Genomic DNA, 22,540 nt, shown 5'->3' on the forward strand with positions numbered 1-22,540 from the left:
TTCATATTTGTCACATGCTGTTACCCTATATTTGGTTGTGTGAGAAGGTAGAGAAAAACAAATCAAACTAATTGTTGGGGTGTCGAATGAGTAAAAAGGAACGCTTAGTAGAATTTTTTTGTGTTAATTGCTTTATTTATTGTTACGGCAAACCTTTCTGAAAGGTTTTAAATATCTATCAAACATAACGTTGGGGTGTCTTATGCTAGAAAATATAATTTGGATTTTACTAATACCCTTATCTTTTATGGCTTTGATTGAAGGGAAGAAAGCCTTAGAAAGTGTCGCGAGAATGTTTAAAGATTAAATCAACCATAATGAAGGGGTACACATGGAATTTATCGGTTTAGTTTTAGCCGTTATCATAGGATGGTACGCCCTTAAATGTACGTTTGTTTTACAAAAATTAATGAATTACAAAGGAAGATGGGGTGTCCGATGATAAACAAAATTAGAATCCTGCTGTACTTTGTTGCAAAGATTTTAGGAGATATAAACGCGGTTCAAAAAGGAAAGATCGGCAAGCGGATCGCCAGGAGAGCAGCCGGGAAAGTAACGTCAAAATGGATGAATCGTTTGTTTAAATAATCAACCATAATGAGGGCGCGTCTTATATATGAAATCAACCATCAATTTGGTTGCTACAGTATTAGTTTGCATTTTCTTTATACTACTTATGATTCTATTCGAATTTAAACTTAATGAAGGGAAAGAATCAATGCCTGACGGGTTATTATCTTTTTTAGTTACTTTATCCCTGTACACCTTATTTTTTGTTTTTTGTTCCTACCAAGATGGGAATGAATCTAATAATCAAATTATTGCTATGGCTGCATTTGTTGCGATGACTTTTTTTATCAATTTTCCTTTAATGTGGTGGTTGATACATAAAATGATTAAGGAAGTAAAAGGTAATCGTCATTAAAATAGTTACTATTAAACCGAGTGATCTTAGAGAGGTTTGGTGTTTATGGTAGAAAGAATAATTTATATCGGTATTGGATTTTTTGTTGCTTATTTACTAGGCCAAATTAGAGTATGGATGATAAGGAACCAGATAAAAACACTTCACAAAAAATATTCTGATATCGCCCTTGAAAGTGAAGCATATCTAACATATCCCGATTTGGATCGAGTGGCAAACAAATTAATAATCATTGAAAAGGAAAGTGGGGTAAAAGCGCTAAAATCTGTTTGCAATGACCTTAAAGAAATAATTGATTAAAAGTACTGAATAAATAGGAGTACCTTTTCGGAAGGAAATTATTTCATTAATGGAGGGGTTTTATGGAAATTCCGCTCCGAAGGATGGGGCCATACAAAGACAGAGAAAACCCCCTGAAGTAAACAGGGGGTTCAGATTAATTGCTAGGTGTAATTCTTAGAACAAAATCACCCAACCGATGTTTTTTAGGTTGTTGGTTTTGGTTATAGCCATAACGCTCATCAGTTAGCCGCATAATATCAATGAAGAGATTCTCGACAATATCCATTGTAGAGTCCCCTTTATAGCGAGCAAAAAACAAGGGAATCCAAATGAATTTATCCTCACCAAACTGAGTCCAATCGTTCTGCCATTGCGTATTCTGATGCTTTCCATATCTGAGTAAACTCCTGTGTGTACTTGCCCGAGAGTAAATACATCCTTTTCCAACATAAGCTTTATGGTTCACAGTGTTTACTGCAGCATAGACGCCGTATCGGTCTTTAACTGCGTTCAAGAATTCCTTCCAGTCCTTTTCGTTTTTATCGATTAACACATCTTGTACTTGAGGACTTAAATTAACTTGATTAGCTCCAATAGAGTTTGTAATCTCCAAAACAAATTGTGTTGTGAAATCTTCGATAAGTTTCTTTAGATTGTTTGTGTTCATCATTTGGGACCCCTTTTCTCCGTCCTTTTTTAGCGGTGACGGCTCCTCTCTCCTTTCCCATTTTGTCCCATCTTTTTTTGACCAAGTGGATTTAATTATTCAATCATTATATTTATCCAATCTTTTAATCGATTCCAGATTCAAAATTTCTGATGCCGATTAAAAGATTGCATTATGTATTGGTGGTCGGACCATCAAGGTCGATTCCACCGAAACTTTCCCTTTCTACATTACATCATTTTTACCGACTTAAATTTCCTCCGCCTGTTTAAAACCGAACGCTCATGTAAATCAAGGTACTCCCCCATGTGTTCAGGCTCTTTACAACTTCCACTAAAATCCCGATCAGCTGACTTTAATTCCAATTTCAGTTCATCCAATCTTAACATCATTAAACCTCCATTTGATTTTTTATTTAATTACCGCGGAGGTTAATGGTTTCTCGCTCTTTTTAATTCCTTTTCTTATCTTTTCTAATACTACTATACGAAATAGTGTGAATTTTATTACGGAACTTTGAAAAAATTTTACAAGAAATTTATTTATCGTGTGTTCAACCAAGTATTAAATACAGGCAACCGATAAAAATGTTTGTTCTTAGAGTGATGAAAAAACCTGGAGAATTGGTGACAAGATTAAGTGAAGATGAAATTAATCCCGCTATAATAAGTGCAATGATAATGATAAGGTATGTATGTAGTGAAGACCATATTTTAAAATGATGAATAGGATGATCAGATGCGGTAAGAGGATTTCCGTTTTTTTTCTGTAACCAACCAGTGTTTGTTCCGTTCGATGGAGAGCCATACAAAGTGTTCATTCGTCTGACAAAAACGCGGAAAGGTATGGTGAAAATAGTAAATATATATAGTATAATAAGACTATTATTTAGTGATTTCTAAGACCAATCATTGTCCATGCGGACGATGAGATTAATGGCACGAAAGTGTTACATGCTATATTGATGAGTTTTTTTGCTATGCTCAAAAACGCCGATAAGGTGATTGAAGTCTTGATTTTTAGACTCAAACTCCTTATGGGCGTTTTTTTATTTGCCTTTAAAAACCCATAACCAAATTAACTTTGAAGGAGGAGATTTTTGAAAATGGAGTCACAAAGAACCTATTTAGAAGAAGGGGCCTGTAAAGTCTTACTTTCTAAAAGCAAGGGGATTTATCCTTTGGCAATTAGTATTAAAAGCTTAATTAATCAACTAAAAAAGAAAAGTGAATCCTTTGGTGTCGAGACTGTAGAGTTGACTGATAAAGGGTGGATCAAAGTGAAATTGTTAGATCAATCCTTAAGTCAAGTTGAAAAACACTCAGTATCCCATAACAAAAGGTCGATCCAGTTCACAATGGAACATGGATTGGGAATTTCGGAAGCCATTTGTACTTTTAAAGAGGTGGAATCGCTCCTGATGCAAATTAAAAAACGGCAGCAGGAAGCTACCGTTGAAAGTGTTCAAGTAGAACAAGGGACGTTTACTATTCGAGTAAAGGAAGAGGCACCATTAAGGACTTTACCAACCGTTACTCAGGACCAGGAAGAAAGATTCTTAATCTTGGATGGAAGTAATATCCTGAATCGTGCTTTTTATGCCACAGCTTACCATGGGACAGAGAATCTCATGAAAACGAGTGAAGGACTTTACACCAATGCTGTCTATGGGTTTGTAGAAATGCTATCTCGCTTTCTAAAGCAGTACAGACCCACTCATTTAGCGATAGCTTGGGATGTAAGCCGTGATACGACATTCCGCCGCAGTATATTCCCAGAATACAAGAACACACGTTCCGAAACTGATCCGGTTTTAAAAGAACAGTTTTCCACGATGAAGGAACTTTTGGAATTGATGAATGTGTCCCAGATTCAAGTGGAGGGGTATGAAGCAGATGATATTATTGGCACCCTATCTCGAAAATGGTCAAAGGAAAAGAAAGGGAAGTGTTTGCTAGCCAGTAATGATCGGGATCTGCTTCAATTGTTAGATGAGCAAACGGTTCAGCTCATCAAGGGTAAATCCGGTGAAAGGGAATACTCGCTTATGGATTTTCAAAAGGATTTTGGAATCCTTCCCTCTCAATGGCCGTGTGTGAAAGGATTACTGGGGGATGAGGGGGATAATCTTCCTGGGTGTAAAGGTGTAGGGAAGGTAGCTGCAGCACCTCTTATCCGACAATTCGGCTCCCTTGAGAGGGTTTTTGAGAACTTGGAACATCTAGGGAGTACAAACTTTAAGAGATATGTAAAAAAGCTCCAAGAAGGTAAAGAAGATGCATTGCTGACTAAAGAGTTAGCCATCATTGTAGATGTCTTGGACCTAGAGAATATAGAACTTGATGATTTTAGGGTATCGATTAACGAAAAAGGCATGCGTCAAGGGTTTGAAAAACTTGAATTCCAGTCACTTTTAGAGAAAAGATCTTTAATTGCATAGGGAGGTAGTAGATATGAATGGGTTAGTAAGGAAACCAAGTGTGAAATTATCGACCATATCAACCGAACCTTTTGATTGCTGCTCGCATTGGGCGATTTGTGAGATGGGGAAAAAACCTTGTGTTTATCAAGAAAATGACCCTGATTATTCGAAGTTATGCGCCTGTTACCGTCGGTACTTGAAAAATGAGCTGGAAGAAAACGTCCATAAGGATCCTGTGAAGGTACAAACGGAGATACAGCCAACATCCCTTGATGAACTACAATCGGAGGAACAAAGGGACATTTTCTTTGATATGAATGGCCAAGGGCAATTGTTCTGATGTCTTCATTTGCTAGAGTAAAGAAGTAATAGAAGGAGTACTAGTAACCCGCTGCACTGGTAAAATCATTCCAGTGCAGTAGGGAACAAAACCTCCTGAATCAAACATAATAAATATTAAAAAACCTTCAGATGCCACATATTAGATATGACTAACTGTGGCTCATCCGATTGTTTTCTTGAACTTCAATTAGATCCTGTTAAATTATTATTATTAAGTCTGTATGATGCCACTTTTTTAGGAGTTGTGGTAAAGGAAACTACCTTGGTTGCCAAGAAAGAGTGTAGGAATTCAAATAAAAAACACCAACTAAACCTTGGAACAAAGATACAAGGATTAAGGTTGGTACTTTAAATTGGTTCAAATATGAATAATGAGGGAATACGTTAGTCTGTAATTCTATTCTCATTCATTTCTTCTTTATGCCTTAGGTAATTATATTTATCAACCGTAATAAAATTGCAGTTCGGGACAAGTGGACTTTTTCGTAGTTGCAAGGAAAGTCATTTAGTGTTCGGGTTAAACTTGTCCGCTCATTTTCGGAGATCATAAATTCTAGTCCGTACTGATAGATATCGCTTTGGGCTTGCCTTTGCCAAACAATCGCACCGTGCATCTGAATCCATTTATCAAGAATTCTGGTTTCAAATTCGAGAATGATGTCTTTATGAACGGCCAGCTTAATTTGGGAGAGAAAACGCAACCCGCCTATTCCAATATCTTCAATTAAGACTTCTGTGCTGCCAAGCTCAACTTTTTTTCCTTTTACATGGGTTACAGTCATGGATGCACTCAATGGAAAATCAAGCTGAACTCTGAAAAATTCCCTCTGATTTTCGAAGGTCTTATCCGTTTTTTCGCTCATAGTTTCGATGGGCTCTAATCTTTCCATTTTTAAGAGCGTTTCAAAACGGTCGGCTGGGACCGCTTCGGAAAAAATAAATCCTTGGATGATATCACATTTGAATTTTCTTGATATATTCAACTGCTCCTGATTTTCCACACCCTCTGCCACAACAGACATGTTTAAATGATGGGCTAAATCGACGATCGAACTGAGAATATATTGCGTATCCTCATCCTGCAGATCATGTATAAAGGAACGATCAATTTTTATGGTGTCTATTATTTCTTTAAATTGCTTTAAGTAAGCGAGAGAGGAATAACCCGTACCAAAATCATCCAAGGCAATCTTCACGCCCATCTTTTTTAATTCGGATAAAATAGACAAAACAGTCTCTTGATTTTCCATCAGAATGGTTTCTGTAATTTCAAACTGCAAATATTGTGGGTCTAGATTCGATTCATTGAGAAAGTCACTCACGTTTTTTAGGATATCTTTATGCAAGAATCGATGGGCAGAAAGATTAATGGAAATAGGAATGGCTGGTAATCCTGCCTTTTGCCATGCTTTGTTTTGGTAAAAAGTTGCTTCTTTGACCCATCTGCTCAGTTTAAGAATTAATCCTGTTTCTTCCGCTAACGGGATAAATTCGTCAGGGGATACCATTCCCCATTCGGGATGGTTCCAACGAATCAAAGCCTCCACACCAACAATGTCACCTGATATGGCATGGACCATAGGTTGATAGTATAATTCTAACTCCTTATTTTCAATTGCTTTACGCAGGTCCCTTTCCAAGGTAAAGATCTTGTACGTTTGCACATTTAAAGATGGAGTATAGATGTGATACGTGTTCTTACCCTGTTCTTTTGCTCGATGAAGGGCAGAGTCTGCATTTTTCATCAAGGTTTGTGAATCTTCCCCATCATTGGGATACAGGCTCATTCCGATACTTGTTGTAATATATAGCTCATAATCCTCGATCAAGAATGGCTTTTCTAACGAGGTAATCATGGATTTAGCAATCGTAACCACTTGGTTGGTATCCTTGATGTTTGACAAGATCACGGTAAATTCATCTCCACCCATGCGGGCAAGAACATCATGATCCTTGATACATTCCTGCAATCTTTTTGCAATCTCGGTTAACAACTTATCCCCAATGGAATGTCCTAGGGTATCATTAATATATTTAAAGCGGTCCATATCTAAGTACATGACTGCCATTTTCTGTTGTAAGGTGTTCCCTATAACAATTGCTTGTTCTAGTCTTTCCTCGAATAGACGTCTGTTTGGCAGGTTGGTTAATGCATCGTGGTAGGCTAAGTGTTTATTTAAATCCTTCATTTTTTCTTTTACAATGGCAAAAACACCCGCAATTTGCCCATCAATCATAATGGGTAAATTCGTTACATCCAAACAAACTTCATGCCCTTGAGAGTGAACACAAACGATTTCATACCTTTGAGGATTCCCTCTAAGTGCTTTGAAAAAACCATTCCATGTGTCTTTTAAGTAATCCTTATGTACTAAAAAGTCAAAGGAGGATTGGATTAACCTGGTTTTTGAATAGCCAAATAGCTTTTCAAAGGACGTATTACAATCAATGAAAATTCCATTGACATCAAAATAACTGACACCATCTGGATGGTGTTCAAAAAGAGACTCATATAGTTGTTTTCTTTCTTGAAGCAATCTTTTCAACCTTTTTTCTTCACCGATTTCCTTCGCGATTCCATAGATCCCTGTAATTTGCTCATTCACAGCCATTGGGATGATCGTGATATTAAATTCAATGATATGTCCATCTTTGTGAATTAACAACGTTTCATAGTTTTGAGCCTCGCCATGGGTCGCTTTGTTGTATAAGTTCTCAACATGAGGGATCTCTTCAGTTGGAAAGAATCGGTGAAACGAACCATATATTTCATCTTTTGAATATCCAAGGATATTAGAAAAAGCATGATTCGCTTCAAGGAGGTTTCCACGTAAATCCAGAGAAAATACAATATCTGGATGATGATGGAACAATGACCGATAAAATAAATCAGAAGTAACCATTTTTCCTTGAACAGATTCAATAATCATTGACTTTTTATTTTTATTTAAAATCCTATCAATTAAACTCATAACTTTTCACCATCTTAACTAAATTTTCTAAAACTATTTTACTATGTTGGAACAATAGTTTTAGTAAAAAATGACTAATTTACCTATGAAAATTTTACCATACTGTAAAAGCCAAAAACTTATTGGCGTATTATTAAAATTATTTAGATACAATTGAGGGTGAGCAATTTTTAGAAAGTTACGGTGGAATGCTGTCTTAAAATTATCATTCCGTTGTCGAGGGAATTAAATCTCAATATGAGCTGATTGGAAGAAAATTGTAAGTTACTCATTTCTGCTATGGTATAATAGGATAAATTAATGAACGCAGAGTACCTAACATTGTTTTTTTAGAGTGCTTTTTCTTTTTATCGGGGGATTTATGTTACAACTTCTTGCAATGATCACCATGCTCATCGACCATATAGGGCTATTATTTTACCAGGACCATGAAATCTTTCGCGTCATTGGCCGAATCGCTTTCCCAACTTATTGTTTTTTGCTGGTAGAAGGGTACAATCGGACAAAAAATGTGAAACGATATATGACTCGTTTATTGGGAATCGCTGTGATCTCCCAGCTGCCGTATAGTATTTTATTTTTAACTCTTGACCTCAATGTGGTTTTCACCCTGTTGTTGGGCCTTCTTGTTCTCTATGGAATGGACCGAATGGGGGAAGGGCAAAGAAATTATCCTGTCTTTATTATTTTATTTAGTATTTTATCAGCATTTTTCATTCCAATGGACTATGGGATATACGGGATCCTTCTCATTCTGATTTATAGATACGCGAAAGGAAAACAGCTTTTCCTTTATCATCTGGCTTTAAATATTATCTTCTTAATCAGTCATCAATGGGTGTTGCAGCTGTATAGTATCGTTTTTACCGTTTTTCTTGTTTATTACAGAGATCCGAGGGATTTCAGGATACCCAATTGGCTATATCGGTCATTTTATCCAGCTCACTTGGTGGGGTTATTGTTTTATATGGTTTTGTTTGTGAAGTAATAGGGAGGTTGTGGCCAAAAACCTTGTCCTAAATATATATGGAAGTCTTTCAATAAATCCGGAGTGTGTAAATAGTTAAAAGCCGATATCCAGCGAGGTATGTCGGCTTTTACTTTTGGATCAAATAAATCGTCAGATAATATGGGCTATTTGATACAATATACATAAAGAATGATAGGTTGGTGATTTGAATGTATTCTGCCAAGTTACTAGATCAAGTAGTCAACTTAGAAGAGGAACGTCAACAACTTGTTGAATCAGGATATAATTGGAATTCCGTAAAAAAGTACCTTAACGATAGGTATCGTGTTAATTCAGATAAGAAAAATTTTATTTGCCAGTGTTGTAATAGTCCAGTCATCATGGTTCTTGCTGAGGATCGTACTTGTCATTTCCGTCATGAGGACATCGAGGATTGTGCTGGTACCGAGAATTATAAACGCTATAAGGTACAAAAAGGCGAGGGAAAAGAGGATCTCCCTAATCATATAGTGGGGAAACGAATAATTAGAACCTACTTAGAGGGTCAGTTGAAACCTTTTGGTGTAATAGTCAAAGAGGGGTTCGCCTACACAAAGGTGCTGAATAAAATACCTGATTTCATTCTTACTTTTCCAAACGGTGAGGAATGGTGCATCGATTATATTACTGGATTAAAAGCCAACGAGTCATACCTGAATTCTGTTAACTCCAGAGTAGGCGATTACGTTGCTCAGGGATTCAAGCCTTATTTCTTTATAAGTAAAGACTGGCTTAAGAAAGAAAAGACCTCTTTATCTCTCTGTAAAAGTGAGTTGAAGATGGTGAGGAAGACAGCTTTTGATGAGGTTTGGAAAGCTCATTTAAATAGTTGGAGGTCTAAAGAGGACGGTCACTTCTTGCCTGAGTTTTTAAGGGGTAACTTAGAACCTTACGATGTAAGAAGCATTATGTATTTAGATGTTCCTAATACCCAAGCTTTAATTACAAGAGTAATCCCGTTTACAACTACCGGCACGGATACCTGGGGGTATCAGCTCGGAGAGACGCTTCATTTATCAATGGAAAAAATGTTTACATTAAACGAGGATCAATCCGATTTTGTATTTGAACACCCTAACGAAGAACAAATGATCATGGATATGCACAGAAACTTCCTTAATTTTATCAAAACTAGGAAGGTAGAGATTGAACAAGAAAGAATTAGGCGAGAAGAACTAAGGAAACAAGAGGAGGATAGAAGAAAGCAAGAGGATGAACGCAGAAGTCAATATCAGGACCCTAATCCGTATCGGGGTAGAGCAGAGGTAATTGACTACTCAAAAGAAAAGGACTCCCCTGAAGATATCAGATCAAAATTTGAACAGGATAGTGATTTGAAATATAGAATGGAATTAATCGATCTAGGGCTTAATCCTGATAGACACCAACCGAAATGGGTTGTAGAGAAAGCCAGAAGAGAACGCAACCAGGCTCAGGCAGAACAAATTAAAGAAGAAAAAACAAAGAAGGAAATGCGCGAAGAGGTTATGAAGAAACGAATCAATGGCGAGAGTTTCTTTATTTCTTCCAGAGAGGAATGGAGAAATGCTGTCATTCGGCACTACAATAAGGTTCACAAAAAGGAAATAACAGTAGATCAGCTATGTGACCTCATGTTAAGCGAAGGGATTGAAATAAACCAAAATAAGAAATTAATGAGCTATCCTGTAACTGAATTGTTGCAGGTTATAGCTAAAATGTTAAAACATGAGTTGGTGCTTAAATAGATTTTATATGGTTTTGGGTTGTGAAGTAATAAGTGAACTGTATACCCTTTTTCTTAGAAACATGATAAACTAAATCCAATATACTTTGCAAAAGAGGGGAGCACCCTAACGCTGTGATGCGTACTAGGGTGCTCCCCTCTTTTTATATTTTACAGAGAGGAAAGGGATCTGGAATGAACATTGATATTTTTCTTGAATCGTTTAAAACAATGTTAGGTGTCTTCTTATCCATTTGGTATTTTCTTATTCCGCTTGCATTTCTAGTTTATTTAAAACGCCAACTTCCAAAGATCATTGGTTACGTTGGAGAAAAACAGGTAAGAAAACGCCTTGAGCAATTAGACCCTACAGAGTATATGGTTGTTCATGATGTAATGCTTCGTTTAACCGACGAAAAGACCAGTCAAATAGATCATGTGGTTGTATCAATGTACGGCATTTTTGTAATTGAAACTAAAAATTATGGTTAAATAGACTATAATTATTAGAGGATAGATAGTTCGTTATGTACCTATTTATCCTCTTCTTTATAACATAAAGGATTTATTAAAAAGAGATACACAAATAAGTATAATTAGTATATAATGGAAATATATAAGATCATACGTTCTTATATAAGACCACTACATAGACCTCTATTACAACAACATGGGCTCCCAAAAAATTTCCGTGTTGTTGTCGTAGTAAATAAGGAGGCGAAACATGATGTATCTTTCGGTTCGTGATGTAGCCGAACGGATGTCTAAAAGTGAAGAAACTATTAAACGATGGCTGCGATCCGGGAAGTTTCCGAACGCATATAAGGTTAGCGATAAGGAAGGATGGCGTATTCCTGAATCAGATTTTTTGAATGGACAAGCCATCAGTCCACCACAACCAGAACAAACCTCACTATTCACCCCTCAGCAACGATCTCACTCCGATGATAATGACCTAATCATACTTGCCTATCAAGCAGTGACCCTTACTACCCCCACAGATGAACTTCTAGAACTATTCACTTCCATAGGGATAAAACGCACACTAGAATTACTTTTGGTCATGCAGCAATCACCTACAAAGGTGAAGAACCCCCTTGGATTCTTCAAGAGAGCTATTAAAGAAAATTGGACTCCAAGCACATTACCAGAGCGTGTGAATCGACATAGGCAAAACCTTGAAGAACGTCTTGGATACCAATCCAATAACCAATCACAACCTTTCCCATTCTACAACTGGCTAGAGGGGGATTCAAACTAGATGAGAGTCCAAGAAGTCCTGTTTGAGAAAAATCAAAAGCGTTATATCTTACTGGATGAAAACGGGATACCCGTTATACCTGTTATGAAATACTTAAAATTTCTTGATACGACCAACAAAAGCCCGAATACACAAAAGACTTATTGTTATGCCTTGAAACAATTCTTTATCTATCTAGTAGAGAGAAAACTAGATTACGAGACCATTCGTTTAGAAGAATTAGTAGATTTTGTGGCATGGTTACAAAACCCCTTTGAGAACGTAAAGGTTACCCCCTTGCATCCTGTCAAATCCAAGAAAAGAGAAACAACAGTAAATCTGACCATTACCGCCGTAACGAATTTTTATGATTTCCTATACCGCAATGAAGAGCTACAAAATGATATGGTCGATAAGTTGATGAAGCAAGTGTTTATGGGTGGTCGAAGAAGATATAAAGATTTTTTGTATCACGTAAACAAGGGAAAGCCTACGAACCGCAACATCCTAAAGGTCAAAGAGCCTCGAAAAAAAATCCAAGTGTTAAGTAAGGAAGAGGTTCAGAAGTTGTTTGAAGCTACTACGAATATCCGAGACCGGCTACTTATTCAAACCCTCTTTGAAACAGGATTGCGTATTGGTGAAGTGCTATCCCTCTACATTGTAGATTTCAAATTGGATCATAGGAATGGACATCGGATTCAACTTGTGGATCGTGGAGAATTAGAGAATGGAGCCAAGTTAAAAACCGGGGAACGCTCTATCTACGTTTCTCAAACCTTAATAGACCTTTTTGATGACTACTTATATGAGGTACTTGATGAATTGGAGTTGGATTCAAATTTCGTGTTTGTCAAACTCCGTGGTGAAAACATAGGGAAAGCCATGAATTACCAAGATGTTGAAGCCCTATTTAAGCGTCTAAGAAAGAAAACCAACATTGATGTACATCCTCACCTCCTACGACATACCCATGCTACCATGTTCTACAAACAAACGAAGGATATAAAACAAGTGCAAGAACGATTAGGACATTCCCAAATTCAAACTACGATGAATCTTTACCTTCATCCATCCGATGAAGAAATCCGTGAGAATTGGGAGAAAGCTCAACATGCTTTCGATATGAGTAAGAAACATGTATGAGAGGGGTGAATGGTTTGAATAGTCTTCGAATACAGGCAAAAGAAATGAGTTTTCATGAACGGTTACAGCAAGAGTTATCCAGTTATCAAGAAAAAATGTTTAATGATGATGGGACTGTAACTACAAAGATTGTAGAGAATCCTTACTTCTTAGTTAACGATGTATGGAACTTTGAAGAGGTTGGTAACATTCTTCAATTTCAAAAACAATTTTCAAACCACAGGGGGGATCATAACAAGTTGAATTTTCGGGTGAAAAGCCCATCAATAAAATTAGAAATCAAATATATTTGGTATCATAAATTGTTTGGAGATAAATGGACTATTAACACTGCTTTTAACAGTTATAATGATAGCCTTAATAAATTAACTAGATTTCTAAATGAAGAGTATACTGACCTCTTCTCTTTACTTGATTTAGATATTGAAAAGGTTCATCAAGAATGGATTATATGGTTGGAGGAAAATGGGTTTAAAACGAAGTCTTCTAGAAAGTATAATACTGATGGTAGGTCATATAATGTAAACTCAGCCAATGCTACTTTTTTACGTTCTATCTATTCCTATTTATATAATATAACTGATAGTAGAGAAGAATGGGACAAAGATCGATGGGATGTTCGAATCCTCAATAAGAAATATGGGATAAAATACAATAAAAGTCATGATCAGTTCCATCTTGATTTTGGAAAGATTGACCTCTTAAATATGAGAGAAATATTAAAAAAGTATATAAAGCAGCGCCTACTAAGTAGGAATAACTTTTCATGGGGAGCAGCTAAACACTACATTCTCTATATTCCAATGTTTATTTCTTTTATTCTATCAATCGAACCAACATGGAGAGATTTAAAGGCTTTAAGACGTTCCCATATAGAACGATACATCGAATGGTTACATGAGTATGCACACAATAATATTAAACGTAAAGATGCACATCCTGAACTATATATTTCTACCTCGTTGAAATGTGTTAGTAAATTTTTAGAAGACATACAACGATATGACTATGATACTGCTCCCGAAACCCCTGTAAGACGGTTAATTCTTCCGGAAGATAAACCGAAAGAAAAGAAGAAATCCATTGATCAAATCGATTACATTCCTGATTACGTATTAGAGCAGTTATTTTCTCATATTAATGATCTTCATAAAGAAGTGCAACCAGTCTTATGGGTAGCTTTTAAAACGGGTTTACGAATTTCTGATGTATTAGGTTTAACACAAAACTGCTTAGTGAAACTGAATGGTAAGTATTATATTGAGACTGATATAGAAAAAACTTATGTTGAAGGTCATCGTATTCCTATTGATGAGCAATTAGCAGATATAGTTGCTGTTTTAATCAACAATTCTGAAAATAATAGTAACAATGATAATAATCCTGAAAAGTATATATTTGTTCGATACCGCGGATCAAGGAAAGGGAATCCATTTGTACAAGGTTGGGTCCAAAGGACTTTAAATAAATTATCAAAGGAAAAAAAGATTAAAGACGAAAATGGAGAACTATTTCACTTTAAGACTCATCAGTTCCGTCATACATATGCTGTCAAAATGCTAAACGGAGGAGCTGATATCTTAACGGTTCAAGAATTGTTAGCTCACGCCTCTCCTGAAATGACGATGCGATATGCGAAATTATTAGACAATACGAAACGCAAAGCATTCGAGGAAGCCATAAAACAGGGGGTTTTCAGCTTTGATCTGAATGGCGAAATCCAAGAAATTAAACCGAATGAGGATATTCCTCCTGACATTTTAGAAACACTATGGCAAGATCACAAATTAAATGCCATCGACAATCCATATGGAACTTGCCATGCTCGAATCAATGGGAATTGTCCTCATGCGGAAGAACCGCCATGCCTTACGTGTAACGGAGGAAGCCCATGTAAGGACTTAGCCATTGGTTTTTCTGAGTTGGACACCCAAAAGTATGAACTCTTAGTGAGAACTACAACAAGAACCATTGAATCCTTAGAACAGCGTGGTCGAGTAGATATCGCTGAGAAGAATAAAAAGAATTTAGAGCGATATGAACATATTCTAACCACGATCCGTGAAGGGAACATCATTTTTGGTCGTCTGGATCGTTTAAAGCGAAAGCAGGGTGTCTTACATGGGTAAAATGGATCGCCGGGAACAACTACGGCAACTTCATGAAGCAAGAAAAGCTACTACGAACCATAAGGTGGATGAGGCCATTAAACGACTTCTAAAGGCTCGTATGAGCATTAATTTCAACAGTGTGTCTAGTGAATCTGGGGTAAGCAAGGCAACGCTGTATAACAATGCAGAGATTCGAGAAAGAATTGATACCCTCCGTCAGCAGCAAGCACAAGTCCCTACTCCTAAACAACTTAAACGAGAGATGGATGAAAACAACAAGGATGCTGTGATTGCATCGTTAAAGCGTCGAATCAAGAAGTTGGAGGATGAAAATAAGCAATTACGTGAGCAACTAAAAGTAGCCTATGCAGATGTATATAAAAAGATATAATCTTGAAAAGAGTCCTCTGGAGGGATCGGGATGTCCCTATTAGAAAAATATGATGCTTTTGAAGCTTACATGGAATCAAGAGAAGGTTTCTATATGTTGGTTGACCAAGGCAGTGAGTTAAAGATCGATGTTATGGAGCTGGAATGGGCTAAATATTTTGACTCACTCTATATTGAGTATTCAAGTGGTAGCTTTTGGCGGAACAGGTCGGATTTGATGCAACGAAGTCAAGCTATTACGATTCAGTATGTCGCCAATATCGAAGGTGTGGAACTGGCTGAAATCTTACAGCGTTGTGAAACAGGTTATTACATAACAGCCAAGAAGTTTTCGGGTGATTGGTACTTTCCAAAGTCCTATCTAGATGAAATTATGGAACAGGCATTTGCACAGATTAGAGAAGCAATGAAAGGGTTAGCGGGGTAGTTTGACTTTAGTTCGCTTCTCTGTTACGAACGGGCAGTTATGCGTAATAACTCTTGAGTAAAGTACCAAGTTTGATTGGTACTTTTTTCAATTTATCTAAAACGTTAAACTGTCATTAAAGGCTATATCCTGTGAAATTGTATTTAAGGAGTGGAGTTGATGAGAAGACGTGAAGGTTTATCATACTTTAAATGGTTACTGTTATTATTTTTATTTTTAGTGCCATTTACATTTTTAGGTATGTATGTAGACTTTTCTTTAAAAGGAAGAGAAGGTTTACTTGGTTACAAATACATATTTGTATGTCTTTTAAGTAAGCGTCCAATAAGATAGTGTATAGAAACTTCCCTAGAACTGTGGGACAATCCTCTAAATTAAAGTATTTAAAGTTTTTACAGTAAAGTTGAAAAACTTTAAAGGGGGTTTAGAGTTTTGGATACGAGGGAAATTACTAGCCAATATCGTTTTAACCAGTGGACTGAGATCGTCCGTCAATGCCGCAGCAGTGGTCAGACTGTCGATGTGTGGTGTGCCGAGAATAACATCAAAAAAACAAGTTATTACTATTGGTTAAGAAGGATCCGTAAAGCTGCTTGCGAAGCACTTCCATCACTTAGTGGAAACAATCCCATTGTTCCGCTAAACATTCCGGACGATACGATTAATATGGATTCTTCAGATCGAGAATCATCATCGGATATTGTGCTGCGTTTTGGGGATGTAAATCTGGAAATTCGAAACACTGCATCCGCAACGTTGATCGAAAACACCCTGAGGGCATTACAACATGTTCGGTGATATTTCGAAAACAGAAAAAATCTATATCGCCTGTGGTTATACTGACATGCGCAAGTCCATTGATGGACTTGTAGCCATAGTCCAGCAGAACTTTCAGTTGAACCCTTTCCAAAATAGTCTGTTTCTCTTTTGTGGTCGACGGCGCGATCGGATGAAAGCACTTTGTTGGGAAGGAGATGGGTTTGTTCTTCTTTATAAGCGATTGGAAAATGGAAAATTTCAATGGCCCATGAATGCTGAAGCCGTTCGCTCCATTACATATCAAGAATTTAGGTGGCTCTTAGAAGGTCTCTCCATCGATCAACCAAAGGCTGTCAAAAAGGTCAATATTACCGCCTGTATTTAATAGCAAAAAGCCCCTTAAACCCGCATAAATACTGGGCTTTTCAACATTTTTATGCTATACTAAATCATAGTATAAAACGAAAAGGAACGGTATGTATGGGCGCTGCAGATCAGGTAAAAGCACTTGAAAAACGCATAGGTGAACTGGAGTTGGAAAACAAACGGCTCCATGAATCGGTTGAGTATCTGACGCGCAAGCTCTTCGGTAGAAGTACCGAGAAGACATCGTCCCTTTCTTTGGGGCAGATGTCTCTTTTTGATGAAGCAGAAACGGAAGCGGACCCCAAGGCGCCAGAGCCTGACCTCAAGGAGGTACAAAGTTACCGTCGAAAGAAATTTAAAGGTCAACGGATGGAACTCTTGAAGGACATCCCTCACGACAAACGCCTTTGCACGCTTGATGAACAAGACTGCTTTTGCGAAGCATGCAACACGACTCTTGTATCGGTAGGGGAAGAATTCGTCCGAACCGAAATCGAGTTCATTCCTGCCAGAGTAAGAGCCATCGATTATTACCGCAGAACCTATGAGTGCCGCACCTGTCGGAAGAATGGGAAACCCTATATGGAGAAATCACCCATGCCTGATCCGGTGATTCAGCACTCCATGGCATCTCCTTCCACCGTGGCATGGGTCATGCATCAGAAATTCGTCAACTCCCTTCCCCTTTACCGTCAGGAAAAGGAGTGGCAGACACTGGGCGTAACCCTTAGTCGTGCGACCATGGCTAACTGGATTCTAGCCGCGTCCCGGGACTGGTTGATGCCATTGGTAAAACTCATGCACCAGAAGCTCTTGCAAGAAAACCACTTGCATGCGGATGAATTATGTGGAGCTGTACATAATTCGTCTTATGCAGAGTCAATTATTATGTTTAATCGTGGGCAATTATGCCGCATAGACTTAAGATTTGCGGCATAACTACTCTACATAATTATTAGATGTTTTTTCTGAGCCAATCAATCAAAGCCTCTTTTTCTCCTTCACTATATTCCTCAACGGTTTCGGTAATCAGACTGCCTGCCTGTTCAATATACTTCCTTTTCAGTTCAGGGTTGCACCTTGCGTAGATCTCTGTTGTGGTGACAGATGAATGTCCAAGGAAATCCCTGATATATATTAAGTTCACTCCGTTTTCAAGCAGATGCATAGCTTTTGAATGTCTTAATATATGAGGATGTAGTTTAGTTGGAAATAAATCCGGTCTAGCTTTACGAGCCAATTGCCCATATTTATTAAGAACATAAGACACTCCCGACCTTGACAAGGGCTTATCATATCGGTTTACAAATACTGGATGGGCCATGTCACATATGCCATTAGAGTTTAGATACGCTTTTATAATATCTGCAGCGTTGCTGCTTATAGGGATTACTCTGGCCTTGTTCCCTTTTCCGGTAAGGGTAAGCGTGTTTGGACTACTGAAGGCAATGTCACCCACCCTCAAATAAATAAGTTCCTGAACCCTACAACCAGATTCATACATTAGTGCGATCATTGCAAGTTCACGGATACCTTGCATAGAATGCTTATCAGGCATTTTGTGTAGGTATTCAATGGCGTTTACAGTTAGATATTCAACCGATTTCTGTGGGGCCTTCTTAATACGGATTTTTAAGATGCCCTGACACAGAGCACTTTCCTCCGGGTTTTTACGAATCACATAAACACAGAATGCTTTTAATGCCGCCAGACGCTGATTTCTTGAACTTATGCTACAGTCTCTAACCTGTTCCAGCCAGTCTAGAAATCCAGTTACGTTGTCGATATTCAACGTATCCATTTTAAGTTTGCTAATCTTGCAAATACCTGATTCCTCAAGGTATTTATAAAACAGTATGAATGCATCCCGATATGACTTTATAGTGTTGATTGACAAACCTGCCTCATTATTAAGGTACTGCGTAAAGAAGCTGGTTACATAATAAGATATTTCCTTACTACGCATGGTTACACCTCCGGAAAAATCTTTTCAGCATCTTCATGGCTGAAATTCAGAATGTCGATGAAGTATTGTTTTGTTAGACGGAGATATTTTTCAGTCGATTCAATACCTTTGTGACCAAGGTAGGTACTAAGGATGGGAAGCGAGCAATAAGGATCCATTCCTTTACTGATCATTTGCTCCAATGCATGGACACTAAAGGTATGCCTTAGGTCATGCACACGCGGATACCGTCCATTACTTAATCGTGATATGCCTGCTTTCTCCTCTAGCTTTATAAACTGATTCCGGATGGTTGTTGGGGAATATCTTTCATTGCGTAGCGCCGGGAAAAAGTATAGATTTTCGGCTCTTTCAACTTTTGAATCATAGTTAGATAAATACTGGCGTAGGGATTCGGATACTGGAACCAAACGAGATACATTATTTTTACCATTCATAATGACAAGGATCCCATTTTCTAGATCGACATGTTCACATTTAAGGGCAAGAGCTTCGCTTATCCGTAATCCGCACCCAAACAGAACACGGATTATAGCAGGATATATATAAGGGGTGTTTACGAACTTATTCTTGTTAGGCCCGATAGCATCAGCTTCTCGAAGAATCCGTTTGATCTCATCTTTGGTAAAGATATACGGAACGAAGTCTTCCGTAGTTTTAACAAGTTCCTCTGGGTAAACATAAGCTGAAATGCCTCTTAAATTTAGGAAAAGAGCAAACTGTCTTATGTGAGATTGTTTTGTATGAAGGCTTCGAGCACTTTCATTGTCCCTTTTAGATGCATACGCATTAACCAGTTCTGGCTGTAGCTCCAGTACTGGAGCTGATTTCGAATTAGTGTATATAAAATTGAGCATACTGTTTACTTTTGATTGTTCGGCATAGGGAAACTTAAATCCGAGGGAATGTTTATAATCAACGTACTCCATAGCAATGCCACGGTAAGTCTCAGGAAAGTTAAAGGTGTCATACTGTTTCATACGGCACCTCCAAAGCCAATTCTCTAAGGGCATCAACATCAATGTTAAGATACATTCTGGTGGTATTGATATTCGAATGCCCCAATACCTCCTTAATCACATGCATAGGGGTGTTGTTATGGAGCATGTTGCTTGCTAGAGAATGACGCATCGCATGCGGACCATGTTTTCGTTCCGAAATGTCGATGCCTGCCTTTTTAAAGTATTTGGAAATTGTGTAGTGTATAGAAGTATTTGTTAACGGCTTTCCGCCATTTTTTATACCTATAAAGAGGTACTCGGAGTTACTTGCCGGACGTGCATTCTTTAGATAGTCAATGATTGCATATTTGATATTTTCTAGCAAAGGTAATTGATTAAAAATTTTAGTCTTGTATTGAACAAACTCAATAGTATTGCGTTCCCAATGTATGTCCGATATTTTGAGTCGGATGATATCACCAGAACGGATACCAAGTTCTGCAGCTAGTAGTACTATGACGAAGTCTCTTATTCCATAAGAATTTCTACGGTCTATAACGGAGACGATTCGTTTGATCTCCTCGATAGAATAAAAAGAAAGGATTCGTTCCCGTTTGTTAGAGAAGATGACTGGGAAAAGCTCATTACCTGAAAACAGTGTTAGATTTCTACTGTTTAGGTAATTGAAGAAGTGGCGTAAAATGAATCTACGCCCACTAATGGTAGAATTAGATAAATCGAGAGAGGATAAATAGCCAGTAACATGACTTTGCTTGCAGTGATGAAAATCTTTCACTTTGTTGTCACCAAGATAATTGAAAAATGAAGTAATCGTCACTCTTTTAGATGCAATAGTTAATGGTGACAGGTTTTTGAATTCTTCTAGATTCAAATATTCTTCCAAAATATTTGAATAGATTTCATACTTAAGGAGAATCCTTGAAGTTTTGTTATGCATTTTGATGCACCCCTCTTATAAGGATAACACCAAAACATTATGTAAAGTTGTATTTCCATAAAAGGTACACTATTACCAGGAATATAGTAACACTTACATCCTGATAAGATTGTCTCTACATAATATATGACTCTGCATAAGACGAAACGACCATTCAAGTGATGAATGAAGAGGGACGGAAAAATACCACTGATTCCTACATGTGGGTTTATAGCAGCGGTCAGCATAGCAAACACCCCATCCGAATCTTTGAGTATCAGCCTGGCAGAAGCGGAAAATACCCTCAGGAATTCCTAAAAGGGTTCAAAGGATACCTTCATTCAGATGCCTACGCAGGGTACAAAAAGATTCCAGCGATCACAAGGTGTCTATGTTGGACGCATCTTCGAAGAAAATTCGTAGATGCTCTTCCGAAAGATATCCATAGTCCGGAAGCCACCCTTCCTAGCCAAGGCATTACATTCTGCAATAAACTCTTCGAAATAGAAAAGACGCTGGAGAACCTCTCGAGCGAACAGCGTAAATCGGAGCGTCTGAAACAAGAAAAACCTGTTTTAGAGGCCTTTTGGGCATGGATCGATTCTACCAAAGGTAAGATACTACCCAAATCCAAACTAAGTGAAGCTTTGAATTATGCATTGAACCATAAGGAAGAGTTTATGAATTATCTTAAGGATGGCAACTGCTCCATTTCCAACAACCTTGCAGAAAATAGCATTCGTCCTTTTACCATCGGACGCAAAAACTGGCTTTTTAGTGGAAGTCCGAAAGGAGCTTCGGCGAGTGCTGCCGTTTACAGCATCATCGAAAGTGCTAAGGTAAATGGTCTTAATCCATATAAATATCTTCATTTCATTTTTAGTGAATTGCCAGGAGTACAGTTTGGCCAGTACCCGGAATTTCTTGAAGATTACCTTCCATGGAGCCCAGAAGTCCAAGAGGCCTGCAAATAGAGAAAAGAGCAAAACCTCAGTTTACTTGAGATTTTGCTCTTTTTCTATCCACCGACTTATTAGACGCTTACTCTTTTAATTGTTTCATTATTCCATAGCTCATTTAAACAAATGCTTTTTCTCAATCTCATCTCCTGTCTCAGTTCCTATACATTCAACTTATTATATTTACAAGGTACCAATTATTATTTCAAACCATTTTCATCAAATATGTTAATAGTTATTGAATCAATTCTTTGGTTAATACCCCAGTTCTTGATTATGCTGTTTAAGAGTATTTTGGAGAGTTATTTAAAGGAGAAGAAAAAAGATTAGTATTTACTAAACTAATAATGGATTTCTATTGTTAAGGAACAGTATGTATGATTTCTGTTCCTTTATTGAAGTAGAGGAGATCGATAGCGGGGGGGAGCGGGATCACGGCATCCATCCCTTGCTTCGTTGCTGCGGTAACTATTTGATATACTTTAGTTCATTGAGTTTCTGGAGGGTAATCACTTTTAAAAAAGATTGAATTGGTTTTACTGTGTATTAAGGATGTTATCAACGAAGATACAGGAGAGAAGTATTTTCTAAAAGATAATTATTATACTGGTCAAGTCGAAGAAAATTCCCTATTTGCTATCGATGAAAAAAATGACAAGCATTATATTGCAGGTTCTAAGGGTGGTTTATGGCATACGGATGATTGGTTTTCAGAACATTTTGCGGAAGATAAGCGGAAAACACACACATTACTAAAGAAAAAGTGAAAGTTATTGTTCCGCTAATGGGGATCGATAGTACGATTTACGGATATTTCGGCATCCGTTTTTTCTTTACTTGACTATTGGGCAGTTATGCTCAATATTGGCAATTAAATATAATTGGGCGCAGATAAATATCGCGCCCTTTGGGTATGCTTTCTATAATTGCCATATAAGATAAAAAATCTCCCTTTATTAAACATAGTATCATCT

Annotated in this window: 23 protein-coding genes and 2 pseudogenes; 19 read left to right on the plus strand and 6 right to left on the minus strand. The window is 37.5% G+C overall.

The window, feature by feature from the left end:
* The first annotated feature begins 438 nt into the window (after positions 1 to 438).
* The 3 genes from J2Z37_RS08930 to J2Z37_RS08940 all read left to right on the plus strand — a co-directional run bounded on the left by J2Z37_RS08930 (position 439) and on the right by J2Z37_RS08940 (position 1,225).
* On the plus strand, positions 439 to 588 hold the full coding sequence (locus tag J2Z37_RS08930; protein ID WP_209809915.1) for a hypothetical protein: 150 nt from the start codon (positions 439 to 441) through the stop codon (positions 586 to 588).
* An 88-nt stretch (positions 589 to 676) separates the two neighbouring features.
* The gene (locus tag J2Z37_RS08935) at positions 677 to 925 is read left to right on the plus strand and encodes a hypothetical protein (protein ID WP_209809916.1); all 249 of its coding nucleotides are present in this window, start codon (positions 677 to 679) and stop codon (positions 923 to 925) included.
* A 45-nt stretch (positions 926 to 970) separates the two neighbouring features.
* On the plus strand, positions 971 to 1,225 hold the full coding sequence (locus tag J2Z37_RS08940; RefSeq protein ID WP_209809917.1) for a hypothetical protein: 255 nt from the start codon (positions 971 to 973) through the stop codon (positions 1,223 to 1,225).
* A gap of 136 nt (positions 1,226 to 1,361) precedes the next feature.
* Here J2Z37_RS08940 and J2Z37_RS08945 read toward each other — a convergent pair whose 3' ends face one another.
* Both J2Z37_RS08945 and J2Z37_RS08950 read right to left on the minus strand, forming a co-directional pair.
* Positions 1,362 to 1,874, minus strand: a complete 513-nt coding sequence (locus tag J2Z37_RS08945) for a GIY-YIG nuclease family protein (RefSeq protein ID WP_209809918.1) — start codon at positions 1,872 to 1,874, stop codon at positions 1,362 to 1,364.
* A 230-nt stretch (positions 1,875 to 2,104) separates the two neighbouring features.
* Entirely contained in the window at positions 2,105 to 2,263 is a 159-nt protein-coding gene (locus J2Z37_RS08950; protein WP_209809919.1) for a hypothetical protein, read from the minus strand.
* 716 nt (positions 2,264 to 2,979) lie between these two features.
* Between J2Z37_RS08950 and J2Z37_RS08955 the strand changes: the two genes are divergently transcribed.
* Entirely contained in the window at positions 2,980 to 4,314 is a 1,335-nt protein-coding gene (locus J2Z37_RS08955) for a 5'-3' exonuclease (RefSeq protein WP_245203707.1), read from the plus strand.
* Between the two features lie 13 nt (positions 4,315 to 4,327).
* Complete coding sequence (locus J2Z37_RS08960) at positions 4,328 to 4,636, plus strand: hypothetical protein (RefSeq protein WP_209809921.1); 309 nt, start codon at positions 4,328 to 4,330, stop codon at positions 4,634 to 4,636.
* A 427-nt stretch (positions 4,637 to 5,063) separates the two neighbouring features.
* Here J2Z37_RS08960 and J2Z37_RS08965 read toward each other — a convergent pair whose 3' ends face one another.
* Positions 5,064 to 7,610 (minus strand): bifunctional diguanylate cyclase/phosphodiesterase, encoded by a 2,547-nt coding sequence (locus tag J2Z37_RS08965; RefSeq protein WP_209809922.1) that lies wholly within the window; start codon positions 7,608 to 7,610, stop codon positions 5,064 to 5,066.
* A gap of 361 nt (positions 7,611 to 7,971) precedes the next feature.
* Here J2Z37_RS08965 and J2Z37_RS08970 point away from each other — a divergent pair, with 361 nt between their 5' ends.
* The 12 genes and pseudogenes from J2Z37_RS08970 to J2Z37_RS09025 all read left to right on the plus strand — a co-directional run.
* Entirely contained in the window at positions 7,972 to 8,598 is a 627-nt protein-coding gene (locus J2Z37_RS08970; protein WP_209809923.1) for a TraX family protein, read from the plus strand.
* Positions 8,599 to 8,789: 191 nt separating this feature from the next.
* On the plus strand, positions 8,790 to 10,346 hold the full coding sequence (locus J2Z37_RS08975; RefSeq protein WP_209809924.1) for a competence protein CoiA family protein: 1,557 nt from the start codon (positions 8,790 to 8,792) through the stop codon (positions 10,344 to 10,346).
* Positions 10,347 to 10,462: 116 nt separating this feature from the next.
* Positions 10,463 to 10,816, plus strand: coding sequence for a nuclease-related domain-containing protein (locus tag J2Z37_RS08980; protein WP_245203708.1), 354 nt, complete (start codon positions 10,463 to 10,465; stop codon positions 10,814 to 10,816).
* Between the two features lie 232 nt (positions 10,817 to 11,048).
* Positions 11,049 to 11,585 carry a helix-turn-helix domain-containing protein gene (locus J2Z37_RS08985; RefSeq protein ID WP_245203683.1) on the plus strand — a complete coding sequence of 179 codons (537 nt, stop codon included), beginning with the start codon at positions 11,049 to 11,051 and terminating at the stop codon, positions 11,583 to 11,585.
* Complete coding sequence (locus J2Z37_RS08990) at positions 11,586 to 12,710, plus strand: tyrosine-type recombinase/integrase (protein WP_209809926.1); 1,125 nt, start codon at positions 11,586 to 11,588, stop codon at positions 12,708 to 12,710.
* Entirely contained in the window at positions 12,707 to 14,839 is a 2,133-nt protein-coding gene (locus J2Z37_RS08995) for a tyrosine-type recombinase/integrase (RefSeq protein WP_209809927.1), read from the plus strand. The genes J2Z37_RS08990 and J2Z37_RS08995 overlap by 4 nt, the downstream gene beginning before the upstream one ends.
* On the plus strand, positions 14,832 to 15,212 hold the full coding sequence (locus J2Z37_RS09000) for a DUF6262 family protein (RefSeq protein ID WP_209809928.1): 381 nt from the start codon (positions 14,832 to 14,834) through the stop codon (positions 15,210 to 15,212). Before J2Z37_RS08995 ends, J2Z37_RS09000 begins: the two co-directional genes overlap by 8 nt.
* Positions 15,213 to 15,242: 30 nt before the next feature.
* Positions 15,243 to 15,638 carry a hypothetical protein gene (locus tag J2Z37_RS09005; protein WP_209809929.1) on the plus strand — a complete coding sequence of 132 codons (396 nt, stop codon included), beginning with the start codon at positions 15,243 to 15,245 and terminating at the stop codon, positions 15,636 to 15,638.
* A 159-nt stretch (positions 15,639 to 15,797) separates the two neighbouring features.
* Positions 15,798 to 15,971, plus strand: a complete 174-nt coding sequence (locus tag J2Z37_RS09010; RefSeq protein WP_209809930.1) for a hypothetical protein — start codon at positions 15,798 to 15,800, stop codon at positions 15,969 to 15,971.
* 99 nt (positions 15,972 to 16,070) lie between these two features.
* The gene (gene tnpA / locus J2Z37_RS09015; RefSeq protein WP_209809931.1) at positions 16,071 to 16,436 is read left to right on the plus strand and encodes an IS66 family insertion sequence element accessory protein TnpA; all 366 of its coding nucleotides are present in this window, start codon (positions 16,071 to 16,073) and stop codon (positions 16,434 to 16,436) included.
* On the plus strand, positions 16,426 to 16,782 hold the full coding sequence (tnpB, locus tag J2Z37_RS09020; RefSeq protein ID WP_209809932.1) for an IS66 family insertion sequence element accessory protein TnpB: 357 nt from the start codon (positions 16,426 to 16,428) through the stop codon (positions 16,780 to 16,782). The genes tnpA and tnpB overlap by 11 nt, the downstream gene beginning before the upstream one ends.
* Before the next feature lie 95 nt (positions 16,783 to 16,877).
* Positions 16,878 to 17,627: pseudogene (locus J2Z37_RS09025) on the plus strand (transposase); the annotation flags it as partial.
* 91 nt (positions 17,628 to 17,718) lie between these two features.
* Here the strand turns inward: J2Z37_RS09025 and J2Z37_RS09030 are convergent.
* From J2Z37_RS09030 to J2Z37_RS09040, 3 genes are read right to left on the minus strand one after another with little or no spacing between them, the layout of a single operon-like run.
* On the minus strand, positions 17,719 to 18,729 hold the full coding sequence (locus tag J2Z37_RS09030) for a tyrosine-type recombinase/integrase (RefSeq protein WP_209809933.1): 1,011 nt from the start codon (positions 18,727 to 18,729) through the stop codon (positions 17,719 to 17,721).
* Between the two features lie 2 nt (positions 18,730 to 18,731).
* Positions 18,732 to 19,709 (minus strand): tyrosine-type recombinase/integrase, encoded by a 978-nt coding sequence (locus tag J2Z37_RS09035; RefSeq protein WP_209809934.1) that lies wholly within the window; start codon positions 19,707 to 19,709, stop codon positions 18,732 to 18,734.
* A complete protein-coding gene (locus tag J2Z37_RS09040; RefSeq protein ID WP_209809935.1) occupies positions 19,696 to 20,628 on the minus strand; it encodes a site-specific integrase in 933 nt (310 codons plus the stop codon). The genes J2Z37_RS09035 and J2Z37_RS09040 overlap by 14 nt, the downstream gene beginning before the upstream one ends.
* A 140-nt stretch (positions 20,629 to 20,768) precedes the next feature.
* On the opposite strand from J2Z37_RS09040, the pseudogene tnpC reads away from it, so the two are divergent.
* Positions 20,769 to 21,581 (plus strand): annotated as a pseudogene (tnpC, locus tag J2Z37_RS09045) (IS66 family transposase); the annotation flags it as partial.
* 515 nt (positions 21,582 to 22,096) lie between these two features.
* Complete coding sequence (locus tag J2Z37_RS09050) at positions 22,097 to 22,333, plus strand: hypothetical protein (RefSeq protein ID WP_209809936.1); 237 nt, start codon at positions 22,097 to 22,099, stop codon at positions 22,331 to 22,333.
* Positions 22,334 to 22,540 lie beyond the last annotated feature (207 nt).

Source organism: Ammoniphilus resinae (assembly GCF_017873965.1).
In the GTDB taxonomy this organism is placed as follows: domain Bacteria; phylum Bacillota; class Bacilli; order Aneurinibacillales; family RAOX-1; genus Ammoniphilus_A; species Ammoniphilus_A resinae.